The organism is Streptomyces sp. NPDC088124 (genome assembly GCF_040685895.1).
Taxonomy (GTDB): Bacteria; Actinomycetota; Actinomycetes; order Streptomycetales; family Streptomycetaceae; genus Streptomyces.
Genome location: NZ_JBFBJB010000014.1, coordinates 138,156 through 156,421, shown reverse-complemented (window position 1 = coordinate 156,421; position 18,266 = coordinate 138,156). Strand labels below are relative to the sequence as shown.

Genomic DNA, 18,266 nt, shown 5'->3' with positions numbered 1-18,266 from the left:
CCCAGGTGCAGGACTGATGCAACGGTATCTGTGTGGGGTGCCGCAGGCGTGGGCTCCGGGAGGTTGATCGCCTCGGGGTCGAGCGCCAGCACCTGTGCGATGTAGGGCCACCAGTGGCCTGGGGTTCGTTCGCCTTCTATCCACCGCCGGGCGTGCTGTCGCTGCAGGCGGCGCGGGTCACCGCATTCGGCCAGGCCGAGAGCACGCGCCAACTCCGAGGGGCCCCAGCCGCGTTCTTGGCAGGCCCGCTTGATCAATTCCGCGACGGCCGGGTTCCTCGGCACCCCGTCACCCTCCCCACCTGGATTACGCGGGATTACGCAGGACTACATCCTGGGCCCTGTCCCGGGAGCGCGGCCCGTCGTTCACTGAACATCACCCCGCAGATCTCCGAATGGCTCGAATAGGCCCTGTTCAGGGCCTATTGGCGCCTGCCCGGACACGTGAAAGGACCCGATGGTGGAGATGCCCACGGACAGCGCACGGACCCGCGCGGTCCCGCCCACACGACGGCCCGGTGCCGCTCGGCACCCTGTCGCACGCGAGGCGACGCGGTGATCCGTTCCCCGTTATCCGACCCGCTGGAGACGGTCCTGAGCTGGATCTGGGCCCTCGGCACGGCCTCCGGGCTCGTCACGGCCAGCCTTCTGGCCCACACCGAGCACCCCTCCGCGCCGGTCCCGTCGGCGCAGCCGACGCTCAGCGTCGAGGACGTCCCGCCCGCCGACGGACCCGTATAGACCCTCCGCCCTCAGTCTGTCCTCCCCGGCCGGGGCCGGAGCCCACCTCGTTTGCCGCAGGCCATCCACGGTGCCTCACCGACGTATCCCCTTTTCCGCATCACCCGTGAAGGGAAGCCGATGTCCAACCCGTACAACAGCGACACGTACCCCCTCCCCATTTCGGTCGCGTTCAGCGGCCCCGACAACACCGGGAAGACCAAGCAGATCGGAATCCTCGCCCGGCGCATGGGCCCGGCCGTGAACTCCGCAGGCCCGCTCGACCGCTACGACCCCCGTTGGAACGCCATCAAGGCCGGCGGCTTGGCCCGCTGGTGGTTCGAGACCGGCCCGGTCGAGGAGGTCGCCGATGTCCTCGCCACCTCCTACCTGGAACGCTCTCGGCACCCCTTCTCCTCGCCGGTACGGCTGCTGGACCGGGGCATCCCGATGCTGGAGGCGTCAGTCGCAGCCACGGTCGCCGTACGAGAGGACCTGGACGCCGCGCAGGCCACTGACCAGGCCCGGCTCCTGCTGGCCCCGTACGAGACCGACCTGCGGGCCGCCGAGGAGGACGAGCACGCCCTCGTCCTACTGCACTGCGACGATCCGGAGGAAGGTACCCGGCGGAGCTTGGCCCACGAGATGACCGTCACCGACATCTACGCGGCCTACCAACGTCATCTCCATGAGCAGATCAACCGCCTCGTCGACGAGGGACGCTTCCCGGTGGCGATCCGCATCGGCGATCGGCCGACCGTCGCCGTCCAGGACGAGGTGCGTCGGCTTCTGGAGCCGCTGCACCCGGAGGTGCCCGGCCGGGCCTTGGCCGAAGTGCACGTCACAGCGCTGGGCGGCATGTCGGAAAGCGGCAAGAGCACGGCCGGCGAGTACCTGCGCACCCAGCACGGTCACGCCCGCCTCAAGATCGGGTACCTCATCGAGAACGCCGCCGGCCGGGCCGGGATTCGCGACCCGTACCGACTGGGACCGGTCGTGCAGGCCGAGTTGATCGTGGACTCGCTGGACCGCTTCTGCCAGGCCCACCACTTCCTCGACTCCGTCAGCATCGAGTCGCTGCACGACTTCGACTCGACCGTCGAACTCGCCCGGATGCTCGGATCCCAGCTCACCATCGCCTACCTGGACGCCTCCGAGGCCACCCGCACCCGGCGGAGCACCGCCGGCGCCCAGGACGTCATCGACCGCGACCTCGTCAAGAGCGCACGAGGTGCGGACAAGATCGTCTCCCTCGCCCACGAGGTCATCGGCAACGACGGGCCGCGCCTGGAGCTGGAGCGGCGGTTGGACCGCATCGCGCTCGATCGACGCTGGCCGGAGCACCAGCCCTCAACCATGCCGGTCAACGCGCTCGGACTGCCCGTCAACCTGGAGTCCTACCTGGCCGAATTCCTCGACCGCACCACCGGCCTGCGCCCGTTGATCGATCTGCTGGCCGTCACCGGCAGCGGCGCACGGGGCAAGTACCAGCACGGCTGGAGCGACCTCGATGTCCTCGTCGTGGCCGACACCTCTTCCCTCGATGAGATGCGCCAGATCCTCGCGGATCTGGAGACCGAACTCGGCGGGGTCAAGCTGGGCATCACCGTACTGACTCGTGCCGAGTGCCGGGCCGGCGCCATCACCTCTCGACTCGTTCACGTCCTCGCTCTCATCGGCAGCGGGAAGGAGCGGTGTTCGCCCAGTTCGAACGGGGCTACCTGCACCACGGTGTTGGGCATGTCAGCGACTTCCAGGAGATGCCCCAGTTGCTCCGCCAGGACTCGGGCCCGCCCACACGTTGCCTGATACAGCTCTCGTCGAGCAGGACGTATAACTGCGGGGGCGGTGTCCGCGCGATCAGCGCCTGGCGTCGGGACAGGAGCGTAAGGCGCTCCTTCGCCTGCTGCTCCGTGATCGCGCCGCGCCGCACGGCACCCGCGGTGATGGCTTCGGCGTACTCCCGCGTCTGTTCGCCGGACCGCTGGCCTGTCTCGTCCGCCCCTCCGGGCATACCTGGCAGGCCGCGCTGATCGCGCTCCGCCCGGCGACCGAGCGGGAACGGACCCAACTCGCCGCCCTCGCGCGACTCCACCGGCAGCAGCGGCCCCCCGCCGGGCGGCGGACCTGAGCGCCGCCCGGTTCTACCACGTGTCCGGCCCTGCCTCCGACACCCGGCGCTACGGGGCCAGGTGCGCCGGGAAGCCGCCCGTCGCGAGCGGGCCCCAGCGCTCCGGCGTGACGCGGATGATCGACTTGCCCTGCTTCACCATCGCCGCCCGGTACTCGTCCCAGTCCGGGTGCTCGCCCGCGATGTTCCGGTAGTACTCCACCAGCGGCTCGACCGACTCGGGGGAGTCGATGACCTCGGCCGTCCCGTCGACCTGCACCCACGGGCCGTTCCAGTCGTCCGACAGCACGATCACGCTCACCCGCTCGTCACGCTTGGCGTTGCGGGTCTTCGCGCGCTCGGGGTACGTGGAGACGACGATCCGGCCCGAGTCGTCCACCCCGCAGGAGAGCGGGGAGCCCTGGGGGCGGCCGTCGGCGCGGGTGGTCAGCAGGATCGCGCGGTGCCGGGGCCGTACGAACTCCAGCAGTCCGGCGAGATCCACGGTCGTGTTCGTTGCGATGTTCGGTGCCATGGCGCGCAGCCTATGACGTCCTGTGCCCCCGCGCCGGTACGCCCCTACGCCTCCGGCAGGTTCTCCCCCTGCACCGCCTGGATCTCCAGCTCCACCCGCAGCGTGGTCCCGATCGCCGCGATCCCCGCCTGCACCACCTGGTTGTAGTTCATGGCGAAGTCCGAGCGCCGCAGCTCCGTCGTCGCGTGGAACGCGGCCCGTACGCCGCCCCACGGGTCCGGGCCCGTGCCCAGGTAGCTCAGGTCCAGGTCCAGGTCGCGTACGACGCCGTGCAGCGACAGCCGGCCGTGCACCTTCCAGCGGTCGGGGCCCGCCGGGGACAGCCCCGTACCGCTGTACGTGATCTCCGGGAAGCGCGCCACGTCCAGGAAGTCCGGCGACCTGAGGTGCTTGTCGCGCAGCCCGTTGCCCGTGTCGATGGTGGCCGCGTTGATGACCGCCTCGACGCGCGCCTCCTCGGGCCCGCCGCCGGTGTCGAGGATCTCGATCCGGCCGCCGAACTCGGTGAACCGCCCGCGCACGCTGGAGATCCCGAGGTGCTGCGCCACCGCGCCCACCGACGAGTGCGACGGGTCGATGCTCCACACCCCCGGCGGCGGCAGCTCCACGCCGCCCTGCCTGACCAGCGTCACCGTGCCGAGGTCGGCCCGGCCGGTCCTGGTGACCAGCGCGGTGGAGGCGACCGGCGCGTAGCCGACGGCCGTGACGACCACGGTGTACGGGCCCGGCACGAGCGGCGAGCTGTCCTGTACGGTCCCCTCCTCGTCCGCCCCGGTGCGCAGCACCTGCGTGCCGGTCATGTCGGTCATGGTCACGATCGCGTGCTGGACCGCCCAGCCGTCGCGCGTCCGTACCTGTCCGCGAAGTCCCATCCCTGTTCTCTCCTCGATCCTGCCGATCCCGTACGGGATCCCGTGCCGATCCCGATGCCGCCCGCCAACAGGGCCCCGATGCGGGGGGTGTGGGGCAGAGTACGGCCCCACACCCCCCGAGGTCCCCCACACGGGAGGAGCAACTACGCGCCGGGGTGGGCCAGTTCGATGTCGTGGCCGTCGATGCCGCGTCCCGTGACCGTCAGCGCGCCGGCCACCGGCGGGTATCCGGTCGCGATCACCGTGTACTCGCCCGAGTCCAGGTCGGCGAAGGCGTACGCCCCGTCGTCCCCGGTCGTCGCCGTGGCGACCACGTTCCCGGCCGCGTCGACCAGCGTCACCCGCGCGTCCTGCGCGGGGCGGCGGTCGGCGCCCGCCCGGATCGTGCCCTGGAGCAGGGCGCCGGCCCGGAGCGCGACCTCGACGCGGGTGACGCCCTGGCCGCCGATCTCCACCGGCAGCGCCTGCGGACGGAAGCCCGCCGCGTTCACCGCGACCGTCACCGCGCCGGGGATCAGCTCGCCGAACGCGAACTCGCCGTGCTCGGTGGACCGCCCCGTCGCCAGTACGTCGCCGCGCACATCGGTGACGATGACCATCGCGCCCTCGACGGCCGCGCCGCCGTCCGCCGCGCGCACGGCCCCGGTGAGGCCGCTCGTACCGGACAGGAGGATGTCGTACGCGAGCGGCTCGTCCCCGACGACCACCGTGGACGCCTGCGGCTGGAAGCCGTCGGCGGAGGCGATCAGGACGTACGAGCCGGGGCCCGGGGCGTCCAGGGAGTAGCCGCCGTCGGCCTGCGCGACGGAGCGGGCCAGCTGGCGCCCGGCCAGGGAGATCAGAGTGACGGCGGCCCGGGGCACCGGGGCGCCCTCGGAGCCGAGCACCAGACCCCGCACGGCGTTGTCGGCTCCGCCGGGGCCCCCGGCGGAGGCCGTGACCAGGGCTGTTGTGGCTGCCGCCGGGGCCGCCACGGGGGTGGTGCCCAGGGAGGCCGCCGGGGCCGCGGAGGCCAGGGCGGCGGCGGGCGCCGCCGCGGGCAGGGGCGCCGTCTCCGCCGCTACCGCGGCGCTCGCGGCACTCGCCGGGCTCGCGCCGGTTGACGGGTTGTCGTCGCCGCCGGCCGTGGTCCGGGACTTCAGGGCGACCTCCTTGATGAACAGCGTCAGGATGAACGCGACCAGCGCCGCGGGAGCCGCGTACAGGAAGACGTTGGCGACGCCGTGGCCGTACGCCGCCTCGATGACCGGCCGCAGCGGCGCGGGCAGCGCGGCGATGTCCGGGATGGAGCCGCCGCCCGTACCGGCGTGGCCCAGCGCCGCGCCCTGCGGGCCGAGGTCAGCCAGGCCCTCCTTCACGTAGTGCGTGATCCGGTTGCCGAGCACCGCGCCCAGCGCCGAGACGCCGACCGCGCCGCCCAGCGAGCGGAAGAAGGTGACGGCGGAGCTGGCGGAGCCGAGGTCCTGCGGGGCGACCTGGTTCTGCGTGGCGAGGACCAGGTTCTGCATCATCATGCCGACGCCGAGCCCCATGACCGCCATGTACGCGGCCACGTGCCAGTACGGGGTGTCGTACCGGATGGTGCCGAGCAGCGCCAGCCCCGCCGTGGTGAGGGCGCCGCCGCTGACCAGCCAGATCTTCCAGCGGCCCGTCTTGGTGATGATCTGGCCCGAGATGGTGGAGGAGAGGAACAGCCCGCCGATCATCGGGATGGTCATGACGCCGGACATCGTCGGCGACTTGCCCCGGGCGAGCTGGAAGTACTGGCTGAAGAAGATGGTGCCCGCGAACATCGCGACCCCGACGAAGAGCGAGGCCAGCGAGGCGAGGGTGATGGTGCGGTTACGGAACAGCCGCAGCGGGATGATCGGTTCCGTGGCCTTGGACTCGATGAGGATGAAGATCGCGCCGAGCAGGACCGAGCCGCCGACCATGGCGTACGTCTGCCACGAGACCCAGTCGTACTTGTCGCCCGCGAAGGTCACCCAGAGGAGCAGCAGCGAGACGGCCGCGCTGATGAAGAAGGCGCCGCTCCAGTCGACCTTGACCTCGCGCTTCACGACGGGGAGCTTCAGGGTCTTCTGGAGGACGATCAGCGCGAGGACGGCGAACGGGACGCCGACGTAGAAGCACCAGCGCCAGCCCAGCCACGAGGTGTCGGTGATGACACCGCCGAGGAGCGGGCCGCCGACGGTCGCGACGGCGAAGGTCGCGCCGAGGTAGCCGCTGTACCGGCCGCGCTCACGCGGGGCGATCATGGCGGCCATGACGATCTGGGCGAGCGCGGAGAGCCCGCCGACGCCGATGCCCTGGACCACCCGGCAGGCGATCAGCATGCCGGCGTTCTGCGAGAGGCCCGCCACGGCCGAGCCCAGGACGAAGATGACCAGGGCTATCTGGACCAGCAGCTTCTTGCTGAAGATGTCGGCGAGCTTGCCCCAGATGGGGGTGGACGCGGTCATCGACAGCAGCGCCGCGGTCACCACCCAGGTGTAGGCGCTCTGGCCGCCCCCGAGGTCGGAGATGATCTCCGGGAGGGCGTTGGAGACGATCGTCGAGGAGAGGATCGCGACGAACATCCCCAGCAGCAGCCCGGAGAGCGCCTCCATGATCTGGCGGTGGGTCATCGGCGCGCCGTTCGCGGCGGCGGGGTCGCCGCCGCGCTTGGCGTGGCCGCCCCGCACACCCGTTGGTGTGGTCGTAGCCATGTGCTTCCTTGTCTTACGTCTCTTGCCGCGTGGGTGTACGGGCGTATGGATCTTCTGTGTCGTACGGCCGGCCGTTCTCGGACCGGCTTTCCTGCCGGCTTTCGTGCCGGACTTCGTACCGGCCTTCGTGCCGGTCGCGGCAGTCGCCGAAGCTGCCGCGCAGCCGTGCGAGCAGCGCGTTGAGCTGTCCGACCTCGTCGTCGGTCCAGTCGTCGAGCGTTCTGGCGAACATCTCGGTCACCCGCCGGTCCAGCTCGCCCAGCAGCTCCCGCCCCGCGGGCGTGAGCCGCAGGATGCGCGAGCGCTTGTCGGCCGGATCGGGCAACCGCTCGATCCAGCCACGTTCCGCGGCGTGCGCGACATGTCTGCTGGTCACCGACATGTCGACGGCGAGCAGCTCGGCGAGTCTGCTCATGCGCATCTCGCCGTGGCGTTCCAGCAGGGTCAGTACGGCCGCGGAGCCGCCCGGGCAGTCGGCGGGCAGGACCCGCGCGAGGCTGCGTTTGACGGCCCCGACAGCACTGAGCTGCCGGGAAAGTTCCGCGTACTGACTCCGTGCGGCCGCCATGGCGCCTCCCGACATCTTGTTGCTTAGGGCAACCATAAGACCATAGGATCAGTTGGTTGCTGAAGGCAAACTAAATCGGGCTCATCGGAGTAAAGGAACCCAAAAGACTTCGCACGGGGAAGGTCATGGGGAGGCCGCGGGGAGGCTCAAGGGGGTACCGGGAGGGTCACGGGGTACGGAGCGGTCCCGACCGGCCATCGGCCGTGGGCCCGGGGTTGGGTGAGGTCCCGGTGTTCGCTAGGGTCCTGCCGTATGGCACACAACTCCCAAGCCCCGCAGGGACCCGAGGGCACTCCTGACCCGGCGGGCAGCACCCAGATGTTCCGCGCGTTCGTCGACGACGGGGAACCGCAGCGCCGACAGGCGCCTCAGCAGCAGAGCGGGCCGAAGGCCGGAGTGATCATCGGTGTGATCGCGGCCGTCGCGGTCCTGGCCGTCGTGGCCTGGCTGGCCCTCGCCTGACACCGGCCCGGTGGCCGGTGGGCTCGTCGAATCGGTACCCCGCCCGCGTCGTCATCCGTCGGCGTCCCCGGAAGTCTTCGACTCTCCGTGGGCCGGCCGGGCGGTGGGCGGGGTCCGCGTGCCTCAGTCCGAGATCAGGCCTTCCCGCAGCTGCGCGAGCGTGCGGGTCAGCAGCCGCGAGACATGCATCTGCGAGATGCCGACCTCCTCGCCGATCTGCGACTGGGTCATGTTCGCGAAGAACCGCAGCATGATGATCTGCCGCTCGCGGGGCGGGAGTTTGGCGAGCAGCGGCTTGAGCGACTCGCGGTACTCGACGCCCTCCAGCGCCATGTCCTCGTAACCGAGCCGGTCCGCGAGCGAGCCCTCCCCGCCGTCGTCCTCCGGCGAGGGCGAATCCAGCGAGGACGCCGTGTACGCGTTGCCGACCGCGAGGCCGTCGACCACGTCCTCCTCGGACACGCCCAGTACGGCGGCGAGTTCGGGCACGGTCGGCGAGCGGTCCAGCTTCTGCGCCAGCTCGTCGCTGGCCTTGGTCAGCGCGAGCCGCAGCTCCTGGAGCCGGCGCGGCACCCGTACCGACCAGGACGTGTCCCGGAAGAAGCGTTTGATCTCACCGACGACGGTCGGCATCGCGAACGTCGGGAACTCCACGCCCCGTTCGCAGTCGAACCGGTCGATCGCCTTGATCAGCCCGATCGTGCCGACCTGGACGATGTCCTCCATCGGCTCGTTGCGGCTGCGGAACCGGGCCGCCGCGTACCGCACCAGCGGCAGGTTCAGCTCGATGAGGGTGTCGCGTACGTAGGCGCGCTCCGGGCTCTCCTGGTCGAGCACGGCGAGCCGCAGGAACAGGGAGCGGGACAGAGTACGGGTGTCGATGGCTTCCGGCTGGGACGCCCGTGGCTGGACCGCCTGGTCCTGGTCCACGTGGTCGAGAGCATCGGGCACGGGAGCGCTCTTCGTGAGCGTGAGCACCTTCGAGCTGCCCTGTTCTACGGACATGCCACCCCCTTGAGGTCGCGGACGGTCGCGTCGGCCGCTCCCGTCGGAGGAACGCAGCCTCCACCTGAATACCGGTGCCGAGGCCGCGGCAAACGCGGTTCCAGCAGAATGTCACATGTCGGCAACACGCTGTAGTGACATGTCGACATCTCGCTGTGGAGTATGTCCAACAAGGGTGGGATATGCGGTGTTTTGATCAGGGGCGGGAAGATGCGGGGTTCTACCCCTGGGGGTTAAGCCTCGATCCGATTTGCGGATCGCAAGCGGGCGAAGCTGCGCGCGAGCAGTCTTGACACATGCATCTGGGAGACGCCCAGCTCCTGGCTGATCTGTGACTGCGTCAGGTTGTTGTAGTACCGGAGCATCAGGATCCGCTGCTCCCGTTCCGGCAGTTGCACCAGCAGATGCCGGACCAGATCGCGGTGCTCCACCCCGGCCAGCGCGGGGTCCTCGTAGCCGAGCCGGTCGAGCAGCCCGGGGAGCCCGTCGCCCTCCTGTGCGGCCTCCAGGGAGGTCGCGTGGTACGAGCGTCCGGCCTCGATGCAGGCGAGGACCTCCTCCTCGGAGATCTTCAGCCGCTCGGCGATCTCGGCGGTGGTGGGGGAGCGGCCGTGAGCCGTCGTCAGGTCCTCGGTGGCGCCGGTGACCTGGACCCACAGTTCATGCAGCCGGCGCGGTACGTGCACCGTCCGCACATTGTCCCGAAAGTAGCGTTTGATCTCGCCGACGACGGTCGGCATCGCGAAGGTGGGGAACTGGACGCCGCGTTCCGGGTCGAACCGGTCGATGGCGTTGATCAGCCCGATCGTGCCGACCTGGACGACGTCCTCCATTGGCTCGTTACGGCTGCGGAAGCGGGCGGCGGCGTAGCGCACGAGCGGCAGGTTCGCCTCGATGAGCGCCGCGCGCACGCGGGTGTGCTCGCGGGTGCCCGGCTCCAGCCCCTTCAGCTCGCCGAAGAGGACCTGGGTGAGGGCCCGGGTGTTCGCGCCCCGGCTCTGTGGGGCGGGCTGCTGCTCGGGTTCGGTTCGCGGGGCGGGCTCGGTCCGGCGTTCGGTTTCGGTCTGGGGTGGCACTTGAGGCGTAGTACTGGCCGGCACGATTGCGCCACCCCTTCGCGGTCGACTACGTCAACTCATCCGTCAAAAGCGGTCATAGCATCACAAGACATGTCCACTGTGTGCAAGCACCCGAAAAAACCGTGTTGACGCCGAGATGGGGTAATAAACCCAAATGCCCCGCGCCGGGGAGGTGCGGGGCGTGGGGAGCGAATGGCTCAGAACTCGTAGTCGGCGATCACCCAGGTGGCGAATTCACGCCACTGTGCGACGGCGGCCTGGTGATCCGGGTGGTCGAGGTAGCGCTGGAGCGCATCACGGTCCGGGACGGCCGAGTTGATCGCGAAGTCGTAGGCGATCGGGCGGTCGGTGATGTTCCAGGCGCACTCCCAGAACGCCACCTCCGGGACCTGTCCGCCCAGCTTCATGAAGGCCGCGGCACCGGCGGCCACCCGCGGTTCGTCCCGCGAGACGCCCTCGTCGAGCTTGAAGAGAACCAGGTGGCGGATCAAGAGGCACTCCTGTCGTATGGCCGGGCCGAGCCGGGCCGAGCCGGGCCGGGCGGTCGGCCTGTCTCAGTTGACCAGCGCCGACATGAAGTCACCGACGCCCTGCGCGGCGCTCGAAATGCCTTCGAACCCTACCTGGACGAGGTCCGCTGCCCGGTCGGGGGAGGTGATGATCGTGTACAGCACGAAGACGGCGAGCCCGTACAGCACGATCTTCTTCGCTTGCCCCATCGGCCGCTTCCTCCCCGGTCTCCTCACGTGCGGTCGCGAGAGTCTAACCGTATGAACGCCGATGCCCTGAGGCCGGTTTTCCCTTGATGCTGCCTTTATGGACCAAGGACCCGGAAGTCCGGGCCCTTTGCCGGGTGGCGCGGGTCGGAGCGGGCCGCACGATGGAGAGGAGCCCTGCGGATCCGGCAAGAGTCCGCGGGCGACGAACCGGCCCCCCTCTGCGGGGTCCGTGCCGCGCACTCCCCCCTGACGCGGCGCGGACCCAAGGGGCCGGTTCCCCCCGGGGGGAGCGGCTCATCCCCCCGAGGCCGCTCCCCCTGCCTCCGCTTCTCCTTCTCCCGCCGCTGCTCCCTCCGCCGCCGCTTCCGCTGCTCAGCGGCAGAGCGCGCTGTCGACGGCTTCCTCCATCTGCGTCAGCTCGGCCGGCCCGCCGGGCAGCACCGTCACGGCGATGTTGACGGCCCTGCCCTTCTCCGTGACGCCGCCGCGGGTCTCGTACCCCGGGATGTCCCCGCCGTGCCCCCAGTAGACGCCGCCGCAGGAGAGCGGCTTGCTCATCAGGCCGAGTCCGTAGCGGGCGCCGGGCGACGGGTCCCCGGTGGCCGGGACGGTGGTACGCATCGCCTTGAGCTGCGCCGGCTTCAGCAGCCTGCCGTCGAGCAGCGCGGTGAAGAACCGGTTCACGTCACTGTTGGTGGAGACCAGCGCCCCCGCCGCCCACGCCGCGCTGGAGTCGGACACCGAGACGTCGCGCAGCGGCCCGCCGGGCCGGTCCGCGTGGTAGCCCTTCGGGTGCTCCTCCCGGATCTTCTGCTCGCCGGTCGCCGGGAAGTACGTGTGCTTCAGCCCGATCTTCTGGATGACCCGCTTGGTGATCTCCTCGCCGAGCGGCCGGCCGGTGACCTTCTGCACGATCAGTCCCGCGACGATGTAGTTGGTGTTGCTGTACTCCCAGCCGTCGCCGGGCTCGAAGGACGCCTTCCCCTCCAGCGCGATGTCGATCAGGTCGCGCGGCTCCATGTAGCGGTGCTGGAACTCGGCGAAGTTCCCGGCGATGCCCTGGGTGTACTCGGGCAGCCCGCTCGTGTGCTGGAGGAGCCGGCGCACGGTGATCCGGCTGCCGTCGATCCCGTCGCCGCGCAGCAGTCCCGGCAGATACGTCTCGACCGGCTCGTCGAGGCCGATCTTCCCCTCGCCGACCAGCTGCAGCACCACCACCGAGGTGAACGTCTTCGTGTTGCTGGCGATCCGTACCTGCCCGTTCGCCGGGACCGGGGTCCCAGTCGCGAGGTCGCCGACCCCGGCGGTGTACGTCGCCGTACGGCCGTCCCGCTCCCGTGTGGCGGCCAGCGCGGCGGGGCGCGCCCCGTCCCGCACGAGCCCGTCCACCAGCTCCCGCATCACTTCCCTGTCCCGGTGGGTGCTCCGGCCCGCATCGGCGCTCCGGCCCGTACCGGTCGCGCCGCCCGTGTCGGCCGCCGCGTGGGCGGCGGGCATGCCCAGGCCGGCGATCAGCGTGAGGGCGGCCAGCGCGGTGGCCCTCCGGCGGAAACCGCGGCGGTCGGGGGCGGGGGACACGGTGGCCGGGGCGGCGGTGGGGGCGTGCTCGGACACGGGGACTCCTCGGAGACTTGGTCGCACCGGTCGAGGTGACCGGAGTCGTTCCGGTCGGCGTGACCGGGTTGATCAGTACCCTGTCCGAGACCCCCGGGCGCGCGTAATCCCGCTCGCAGGGGTATGCGGGGTGGTGGTGACTACACCCCCGGCCCTTGGACCATCCCCCGGGCCATCCTCGGGACCACATCTCCCTGTGCGTTACGCCTTCAGATAGGCGAGCACGGCCAGCACGCGCCGGTGGCCGGCGTCCGTCGTGGGCAGCCCCAGCTTGTTGAAGATATTGCCGATGTGCTTGTGCACCGCGCCTGCGGAGACGGTCAGCAGACCGGCGATCGTCGCGTTCGAGTGGCCCTCCGCCATCAGCCCCAGCACCTCGCGCTCGCGCGGGGTCAGGCTGTGCAGCGGGTCGTCGGCCCGGCGCCGTACCAGCAGCTGGGCGACGACCTCCGGGTCCATCGCCGTACCGCCGGTGGCCACCCGCTCCAGCGCCGCCAGGAAGTCGCCTACCTTCCCCACCCGCTCCTTGAGCAGATAGCCCACCCCGCCGCTGCCGTCGGCCAGCAGCTCGGTGGCGTAACTGTCCTCCACGTGCGCCGACAGGACCAGCACCGCGAGCCCCGGCTGCCGGCGCCGCGCCTCCACGGCGGCGCGCAGCCCCTCGTCGCGGTAGGTCGGCGGCATCCGTACGTCCACGAGCGCGAGGTCGGGGCGGTCGGCGGCGACGGCGGCCAGCAGGTCGGTGCCGTTGTCGACGGCGGAGCTGACCTCGATGCCCTCGGCGCGCAGCAGATGGGTGAGGCCCGCCCGCAGCAGGGCGTCGTCCTCCGCGATCACGATCCGCACGGGGTCACACTCCTAGGGGGATGGTGGCGCGCAGCACGGTGGGGCCGCCGCGCGGACTGGTGAGCCGGGTCGTCCCGTCGAACGCGGCCACCCGGCGCTCGATCCCGACGAGCCCGGTGCCGAGCGCCTCGTCGGCGCCGCCCCGGCCGTCGTCCGTGACCTCGACGGTGAGCAGGTCGCCCTCGGCGCGCAGGGATACGGTGATCCGCCGCGCCCCGCTGTGCTTGACGGCGTTGGTGAGCGCCTCGGCCACCACGAAGTAGGCGGCCGCCTCGACCGCGGCGGGCGCGCGCGGCAGCTCCCCCGCGTCGAGGGTGCAGTCGATCGCGCAGTGCGAGGCCAGCGCGGCGACCGCGCCGGAGAGCCCGCGGTCGGCCAGTACGGGCGGATAGATGGAGCGGACCACCTCGCGCAGTTCGGCGAGCGCCTCGGTGGCCGCGTTCTGGGCGGTGAGCACCATGGGAGCGGCAGATTCCGGGTCGCGGTGCAGGGCGCGCTCCACCATCCCGAGGTGCATGACGACGGCGACGAGACGGTTCTGCGTGCCGTCGTGGAGGTTGCGTTCGATGCGCCGCAGCTCGGTGCCGTGCGCTTCGAGCGCGGCGGCCCGGGTCGCGGTGACCTCGGCGAGCCGCTCGACGAGGGAGGCCGCCGGGGGCGCGAGCCGCGCCGCGCTGCTCCGCGCGTACCAGCGGGCCAGCGGGGGGACGAGGAGCACGCCGAGCGCCCCGTACCCGGCGGCGGTGGCCAGCGCGAGAAGGGCGTCGCCCCACGACTCGACGGGCGTGTCCAGGGTGGTCCTGGCGCCGGGGACGACCGGCCAGAGCACGGCGATCCCCACGTTCTGCAGGACGCCCGCGGGCGAACCGACGGCCACCAGCCCGGTCAGCAGGCCGAACGTGGCCTGGAGGGTCAGCCAGCTCATGTCGCGCCGGGTGGCGCGGTCGGCCAGCGCGTCGACGAGGTCGTCGCCCTTCCCCGCCCGCTCCCGCCCGGGCGAGGGGATCGGCGTCCCGAGGAACGCGCCGGTGCGGCGGCGTTCGTACGCGGCGAGCCGGCGGATGAGCCGGATGGTGCGGGGCAGCAGCGGCAGCGTGACGATCAGCGAGGCCGTCAGCAGGAGCGCGATCAGGGCGAACAGGGCGACGACGCCGGAACAGGCGCCGACGGCGAGGAACTTCACCTGGCGCAGCGTGTTCCGCGCCCGCGTCTGAAGCCAGGACCGCTGTCGGCCCGGGGCGGGGTCGGTCACTTCTGGGATGCTCCCTGGCGCACGCATGGTGGAGTTGGCTCTACCTTCGATCATGGCATGTACGGGATGGTTCATGTCAATGCCCGCGGCCTACCGTCGACGCGTCGACGCGCGGCCCGACGGCCGGCGCCAAGTCGACTTCTCCACTGTCGAGTTGAGCGGACGAAGGGGCAGGTCGGGCATGGCGACGAAGGGATGGCTCAAGGAGCCGGGAGGGCCGCGCACTCCGGGGCCGTCGTCCGATTTCGCCGTACGGCTGGAGGCCGCGACAGCGGTGTACGGTCCGGGCGGTTCCGGTGGCGCGGGCGGACCCGGGGCGCCGGGCGAGGCGGGGGCCGTCATCGCCCTGCGCGAGGTGTCCGCCGGGATCCCGCGCGGCCGGTTCACCGCCGTCATGGGCCCCTCCGGCTCGGGCAAGAGCACCTTCCTGCACCTGGCGGCCGGGCTGGAGCGGCCCGCGTCGGGACGGGTGCTGCTCGGTGACACCGACCTCAGCACGCTGAAGGAGACGGCTCTGACGGAGCTGCGGCGCGACCGGATCGGCTTCGTGTTCCAGGCGTACAACCTGATACCGGCGCTCGGCGTCACCGACAACATCACCCTGCCGCTGCGCTTCGCGGGGCGCCACGCCGACCCCGACTGGCTGGCCCAGATCGTCACCGCGGTCGGCCTCGACGGGCTGCTGGACCGGCGGCCCAATGAACTCTCCGGTGGCCAGCAGCAGCGCGTGGCCGTCGCCCGCGCGCTGGTGACCCGCCCCGACGTCGTCTTCGCCGACGAGCCGACGGGCGCGCTCGACACCAACACCGGGGCGCAGGTGCTGCGGCTGCTGCGGGCCCTGGTCGACACGCTCGGCCAGACCGTGGTGATGGTCACCCACGACCCGGTCGCCGCGTCGTACGCGCACCGGGTGCTCTTCCTCGCGGACGGCCGGTTCGTCGGCGAACTCGACGCGCCCACCGCGGAGTCGGTCGCGGCGCGGATGACGCACCTGGGGGACCGATGAGGACCTCCGGCGAGAATCAGGCCCCCGGCAGGAACCCGGCCCCCGGCAAGACCTCGGCCCCCGGCGAGAACCCGGCCCCCGGCAGGAACGCGCCCGCCATGGCATCCGGTCTCGCCTTCGCCTGGCAGTCCATCCGGGCTCGCCGCGCCGGGTTCGTCGCGTCGTTCCTCGCGGTGCTCGGCGGCGCCGTCCTCGTCACCGCCTGCGGCGTACTCCTCCAGTCGGGCCTCTTCGCCGGGATCGCGCCGCAGCGGTACGCCGCCGCGCCGGTCGTGGTCGGCGCCGCGCAGTCGGTCACGGCGGTGGACCCCGAGGGCCCGGACCTCGTGGAGACCCTGCCCGAGCGGGCGATGCTGCCGGCGGAGCTGGTGGAGAGGATCGCCGCGGTCCCCGGCGTACGGAGCGCGACGGGCGAGATCAGCTTCCCGGCCACGCTCCTGACCGAGGACGGGCGCCCGGTTCCCGCCCCGTCCGGGCACGAGGTCCTCGGCCACGGCTGGGGCTCGGCGGAGCTGACCCCGTACACGCTGCGCGAGGGCGCGGCGCCGCGCGGCGACGGCGAGGTGGTGCTCGACGCGGCGACCGCCGGGCGCGCGGGCGCCGGGGTCGGGTCGACGGTGCGGATCGCGACGGCGGACGGCGTCGTACCGTACCGGGTCGTCGGAGTGGCGGCGGCGCGGGGCGCCGACGAACTGCCGCGCCAGTCGGCCCTGTTCTTCACCGACGACCGGGCGCGCGCCCTGTCCGGGCACCCGCGCGAGGTCGTGGCGGTCGCGGTCGTCGGGGACCCGGGCGTACGGACGGCCGCGCCGGCCCTCCTGGCCTGGCTGCCCACGTTCACGGACGACACCCTCACCCGGCGGGTGACGGACGCCCTGGAGAAGGAGGGGTACGGGACCGACCGCGCGGTGGTGCGCGCGGGCGTGGAGCGCGGCGAGGTCGAGTTCATCGGGGCGGCGCAGTCCCGCTCCGTACTGACCCTGGTGTCCAGCTCGTTCAGCGGCTTCGTCCTGATGATCGTCCTCCTCGTCGTGGCGGGCACGCTCTCGCTGGTGGTGCACCAGCGGCGGCGCGAGATCGCGCTGCTGCGCGCGGTGGCGGCCACCCCCCGGCAGATCCACCGGATGCTCGCCACCGAGGCGCAACTGGTGGCCGGCGCGGCGGCGCTGCTCGGTGTGGCGCCCGGCTATCTCGCGGCGCAGGCACTGCGTGACGGGTTCGCCCGGATCGGCGTGATCGAGGAGGGCTTCACGCTCTCGCTCGGCCCGGTGCCCGCCGTGGTCGCCGTACTGCTCTGCCTGGGCACGGCGCGGCTGGCGGTGTGGGCCGCGGCCCGCCGTCAGGTGCGGATCGGTCCGGTGGCGGCGCTGCGGGAGTCCACGGTGGAGCGCCCGGACATCGGGCGCGGCCGGATCGCCGGCGGGTACGTCGTACTGGGCCTGGCGGCCGTCGCGCTCGTCGCGGTGGCGTTCGTACCGCAGAACCTGGCCACGTTGCCCGCGGTGCTCTGCTCGATGCTCGCCCTGATCGCCGCCGCGATGCTCGGCCCGCGCCTGATGGCCGCGCTCGCCCGGATCGCCGGCGCGGGGCTGCTGCGCCACTTCCGGGTGTCGGGGTATCTCGCGGCGGCCAACAGCGCGGCGGGCTCCCGGCGGCTGGCGGCGGCCGTGACCCCGCTCGCGCTGACGATCGGCTTCGCGAGCAGCCAGTTCTACAGCCAGACCACGCTGTCGGAGGCGACGCAGTACCAGGCGCGGCAGGCGACCGTCGCACCGTACGTGGTGACGGGACCGGGCGGCGTCGCCCCGGACGTCGCGGCGGCGGCCCGGCGCGTACCGGGGGTGACGGCGGCGACCCCGCTGGTCGCCACCGAGGTGGTGGCGGTCGAACGGACGCTGCTCGACGAGCGGTTGTCGCGGTCGCGGGCGTACGGCGTCGACGCCGGGGGCCTGCGGGGCACGCTCGACCTGCCGGTCGCCGAGGGCACCCTGGGCGATCTGCGCGGCGACACCGTCGCGCTGAGCGAGACGGAGGCGCGCTATCTGCGCAAGGGCATCGGTGACCGGGTGAACCTCGCCCTCGGCGACGGCACGCGCGTGCAGCCCCGGGTGGTCGCCGTGTTCCGCCCCAACCTGGGCTTCGGCGATGTCCTGCTCCCGGCCGCCACCGTCGTCCCGCACACCACGGACCGGCTCGCGGACACGGTCCTCGTCGCCACGGCCCCCGACGCGAACGGGGCGGCGGTGGCCGAGGCCCTGGGCGCCCTGTCGGCGGACCATCCGGGCCTGGCGGTGGGGGACCGTACGGCCCTCCAGGCGGCCCAGGACGCCCAGACCCGCTCCCAGGACTGGCTGAACCGGCTGCTGCTGGCGGTGATCCTCGGATACGTGGCCCTCTCGTCGGCGACGACGCTGGTCACGACCACGACGGCGCGGACCCGCGAACTCGCCCTGCTCCGCCTCTCGGGCGGCACGCGCGCCCAGATCGCCCGGATGCTGACGGCGGAGACCACGTTCCTCGCGGCGACGGCGGCGGTCCTGGGCACGGTGACGGCTGCGCTCCCCCTGGCCGTCCTCTCCTTCCGCCTCACCACGAACCCCCTCCCCGCGGGCCCGCCCTGGGTCTTCGCGGCGATCGTGGCGACGGTGGTCCTGACCGCCGTCCTGGCCATCCGTATCCCGGCCGGCCGCGTCCTGCGGGCCCACCCGCTGGAGGCGATGCGCGCCCAGTCCTGACGGACGGCATGCGGTACGGGCCGCCCGGACACGGCT

Annotated in this window: 17 protein-coding genes and 1 pseudogene; 4 read left to right on the top strand and 14 right to left on the bottom strand. The window is 72.1% G+C overall.

Annotation, left to right across the window (positions count from 1 at the left end; translation table 11 throughout):
- Window positions 1-554 precede the first annotated feature (554 nt).
- The gene (locus AB0P17_RS14245; protein WP_365810731.1) at window positions 555-740 is read left to right on the top strand and encodes a hypothetical protein; all 186 of its coding nucleotides are present in this window, start codon (window positions 555-557) and stop codon (window positions 738-740) included.
- A gap of 570 nt (window positions 741-1,310) precedes the next feature.
- Here the strand turns inward: AB0P17_RS14245 and AB0P17_RS14240 are convergent.
- From AB0P17_RS14240 to AB0P17_RS14210, 7 genes and pseudogenes are all read right to left on the bottom strand, one after another.
- Window positions 1,311-1,979: a hypothetical protein gene (locus AB0P17_RS14240; RefSeq protein WP_365810729.1), complete on the bottom strand. Its 669-nt coding sequence runs from the start codon at window positions 1,977-1,979 to the stop codon at window positions 1,311-1,313.
- Window positions 1,980-2,069: 90 nt separating this feature from the next.
- Window positions 2,070-2,381, bottom strand: a complete 312-nt coding sequence (locus tag AB0P17_RS14235; protein ID WP_365810727.1) for a hypothetical protein — start codon at window positions 2,379-2,381, stop codon at window positions 2,070-2,072.
- Window positions 2,378-2,733, bottom strand: a pseudogene (locus AB0P17_RS14230) (Scr1 family TA system antitoxin-like transcriptional regulator). Before AB0P17_RS14230 ends, AB0P17_RS14235 begins: the two are co-directional and overlap by 4 nt.
- A gap of 166 nt (window positions 2,734-2,899) precedes the next feature.
- Window positions 2,900-3,364: a PPOX class F420-dependent oxidoreductase gene (locus AB0P17_RS14225; protein ID WP_365810725.1), complete on the bottom strand. Its 465-nt coding sequence runs from the start codon at window positions 3,362-3,364 to the stop codon at window positions 2,900-2,902.
- 44 nt (window positions 3,365-3,408) lie between these two features.
- Entirely contained in the window at window positions 3,409-4,236 is an 828-nt protein-coding gene (locus AB0P17_RS14220; protein ID WP_365810723.1) for a YceI family protein, read from the bottom strand.
- A gap of 143 nt (window positions 4,237-4,379) precedes the next feature.
- Entirely contained in the window at window positions 4,380-6,944 is a 2,565-nt protein-coding gene (locus tag AB0P17_RS14215) for an MFS transporter (RefSeq protein WP_365810721.1), read from the bottom strand.
- A gap of 13 nt (window positions 6,945-6,957) precedes the next feature.
- Window positions 6,958-7,512 carry a MarR family transcriptional regulator gene (locus tag AB0P17_RS14210; protein WP_365810719.1) on the bottom strand — a complete coding sequence of 185 codons (555 nt, stop codon included), beginning with the start codon at window positions 7,510-7,512 and terminating at the stop codon, window positions 6,958-6,960.
- Window positions 7,513-7,764: 252 nt separating this feature from the next.
- Between AB0P17_RS14210 and AB0P17_RS14205 the strand changes: the two genes are divergently transcribed.
- On the top strand, window positions 7,765-7,974 hold the full coding sequence (locus tag AB0P17_RS14205; protein ID WP_365810717.1) for a hypothetical protein: 210 nt from the start codon (window positions 7,765-7,767) through the stop codon (window positions 7,972-7,974).
- Window positions 7,975-8,097: 123 nt separating this feature from the next.
- Here the strand turns inward: AB0P17_RS14205 and AB0P17_RS14200 are convergent, their stop codons facing one another.
- From AB0P17_RS14200 to AB0P17_RS14170, 7 genes are all read right to left on the bottom strand, one after another.
- Window positions 8,098-8,979, bottom strand: coding sequence for an RNA polymerase sigma factor SigF (locus tag AB0P17_RS14200; protein ID WP_365810715.1), 882 nt, complete (start codon window positions 8,977-8,979; stop codon window positions 8,098-8,100).
- Window positions 8,980-9,212: 233 nt separating this feature from the next.
- Window positions 9,213-10,079: an RNA polymerase sigma factor SigF gene (locus AB0P17_RS14195; protein WP_365810713.1), complete on the bottom strand. Its 867-nt coding sequence runs from the start codon at window positions 10,077-10,079 to the stop codon at window positions 9,213-9,215.
- A 176-nt stretch (window positions 10,080-10,255) separates the two neighbouring features.
- Window positions 10,256-10,549 (bottom strand): Dabb family protein, encoded by a 294-nt coding sequence (locus AB0P17_RS14190; protein WP_365810711.1) that lies wholly within the window; start codon window positions 10,547-10,549, stop codon window positions 10,256-10,258.
- Between the two features lie 63 nt (window positions 10,550-10,612).
- Window positions 10,613-10,777, bottom strand: coding sequence for a hypothetical protein (locus AB0P17_RS14185; RefSeq protein ID WP_365810710.1), 165 nt, complete (start codon window positions 10,775-10,777; stop codon window positions 10,613-10,615).
- A gap of 372 nt (window positions 10,778-11,149) precedes the next feature.
- Window positions 11,150-12,178, bottom strand: coding sequence for a serine hydrolase domain-containing protein (locus AB0P17_RS14180; protein ID WP_365810787.1), 1,029 nt, complete (start codon window positions 12,176-12,178; stop codon window positions 11,150-11,152).
- A 414-nt stretch (window positions 12,179-12,592) separates the two neighbouring features.
- The gene (locus AB0P17_RS14175) at window positions 12,593-13,237 is read right to left on the bottom strand and encodes a response regulator transcription factor (RefSeq protein ID WP_365810708.1); all 645 of its coding nucleotides are present in this window, start codon (window positions 13,235-13,237) and stop codon (window positions 12,593-12,595) included.
- A 4-nt stretch (window positions 13,238-13,241) separates the two neighbouring features.
- Window positions 13,242-14,489 carry a sensor domain-containing protein gene (locus tag AB0P17_RS14170; protein ID WP_365810706.1) on the bottom strand — a complete coding sequence of 416 codons (1,248 nt, stop codon included), beginning with the start codon at window positions 14,487-14,489 and terminating at the stop codon, window positions 13,242-13,244.
- A 181-nt stretch (window positions 14,490-14,670) separates the two neighbouring features.
- Here AB0P17_RS14170 and AB0P17_RS14165 point away from each other — a divergent pair, with 181 nt between their 5' ends.
- Together AB0P17_RS14165 and AB0P17_RS14160 are read left to right on the top strand one after the other, a co-directional pair.
- On the top strand, window positions 14,671-15,495 hold the full coding sequence (locus AB0P17_RS14165; protein ID WP_365810705.1) for an ABC transporter ATP-binding protein: 825 nt from the start codon (window positions 14,671-14,673) through the stop codon (window positions 15,493-15,495).
- Window positions 15,492-18,230, top strand: a complete 2,739-nt coding sequence (locus tag AB0P17_RS14160) for an ABC transporter permease (RefSeq protein ID WP_365810704.1) — start codon at window positions 15,492-15,494, stop codon at window positions 18,228-18,230. The genes AB0P17_RS14165 and AB0P17_RS14160 overlap by 4 nt, the downstream gene beginning before the upstream one ends.
- Window positions 18,231-18,266: the final 36 nt, after the last annotated feature.

Excerpts from the sequence above, each read along its gene's own strand:
- AB0P17_RS14225 (WP_365810725.1), bottom strand. The coding sequence starts at position 3,364 with ATGGCACCGAACATCGCAACGAACACGACCGTGGATCTCGCCGGACTG.
- AB0P17_RS14165 (WP_365810705.1), top strand. The coding sequence starts at position 14,671 with ATGGCGACGAAGGGATGGCTCAAGGAGCCGGGAGGGCCGCGCACTCCG.
- AB0P17_RS14160 (WP_365810704.1), top strand. The coding sequence starts at position 15,492 with ATGAGGACCTCCGGCGAGAATCAGGCCCCCGGCAGGAACCCGGCCCCC.
- AB0P17_RS14180 (WP_365810787.1), bottom strand. The coding sequence starts at position 12,178 with ATGCGGGAGCTGGTGGACGGGCTCGTGCGGGACGGGGCGCGCCCCGCC.
- AB0P17_RS14215 (WP_365810721.1), bottom strand. The coding sequence starts at position 6,944 with ATGGCTACGACCACACCAACGGGTGTGCGGGGCGGCCACGCCAAGCGC.
- AB0P17_RS14200 (WP_365810715.1), bottom strand. The coding sequence starts at position 8,979 with ATGTCCGTAGAACAGGGCAGCTCGAAGGTGCTCACGCTCACGAAGAGC.
- AB0P17_RS14220 (WP_365810723.1), bottom strand. The coding sequence starts at position 4,236 with ATGGGACTTCGCGGACAGGTACGGACGCGCGACGGCTGGGCGGTCCAG.
- AB0P17_RS14210 (WP_365810719.1), bottom strand. The coding sequence starts at position 7,512 with ATGGCGGCCGCACGGAGTCAGTACGCGGAACTTTCCCGGCAGCTCAGT.
- AB0P17_RS14185 (WP_365810710.1), bottom strand. The coding sequence starts at position 10,777 with ATGGGGCAAGCGAAGAAGATCGTGCTGTACGGGCTCGCCGTCTTCGTG.
- AB0P17_RS14205 (WP_365810717.1), top strand. The coding sequence starts at position 7,765 with ATGGCACACAACTCCCAAGCCCCGCAGGGACCCGAGGGCACTCCTGAC.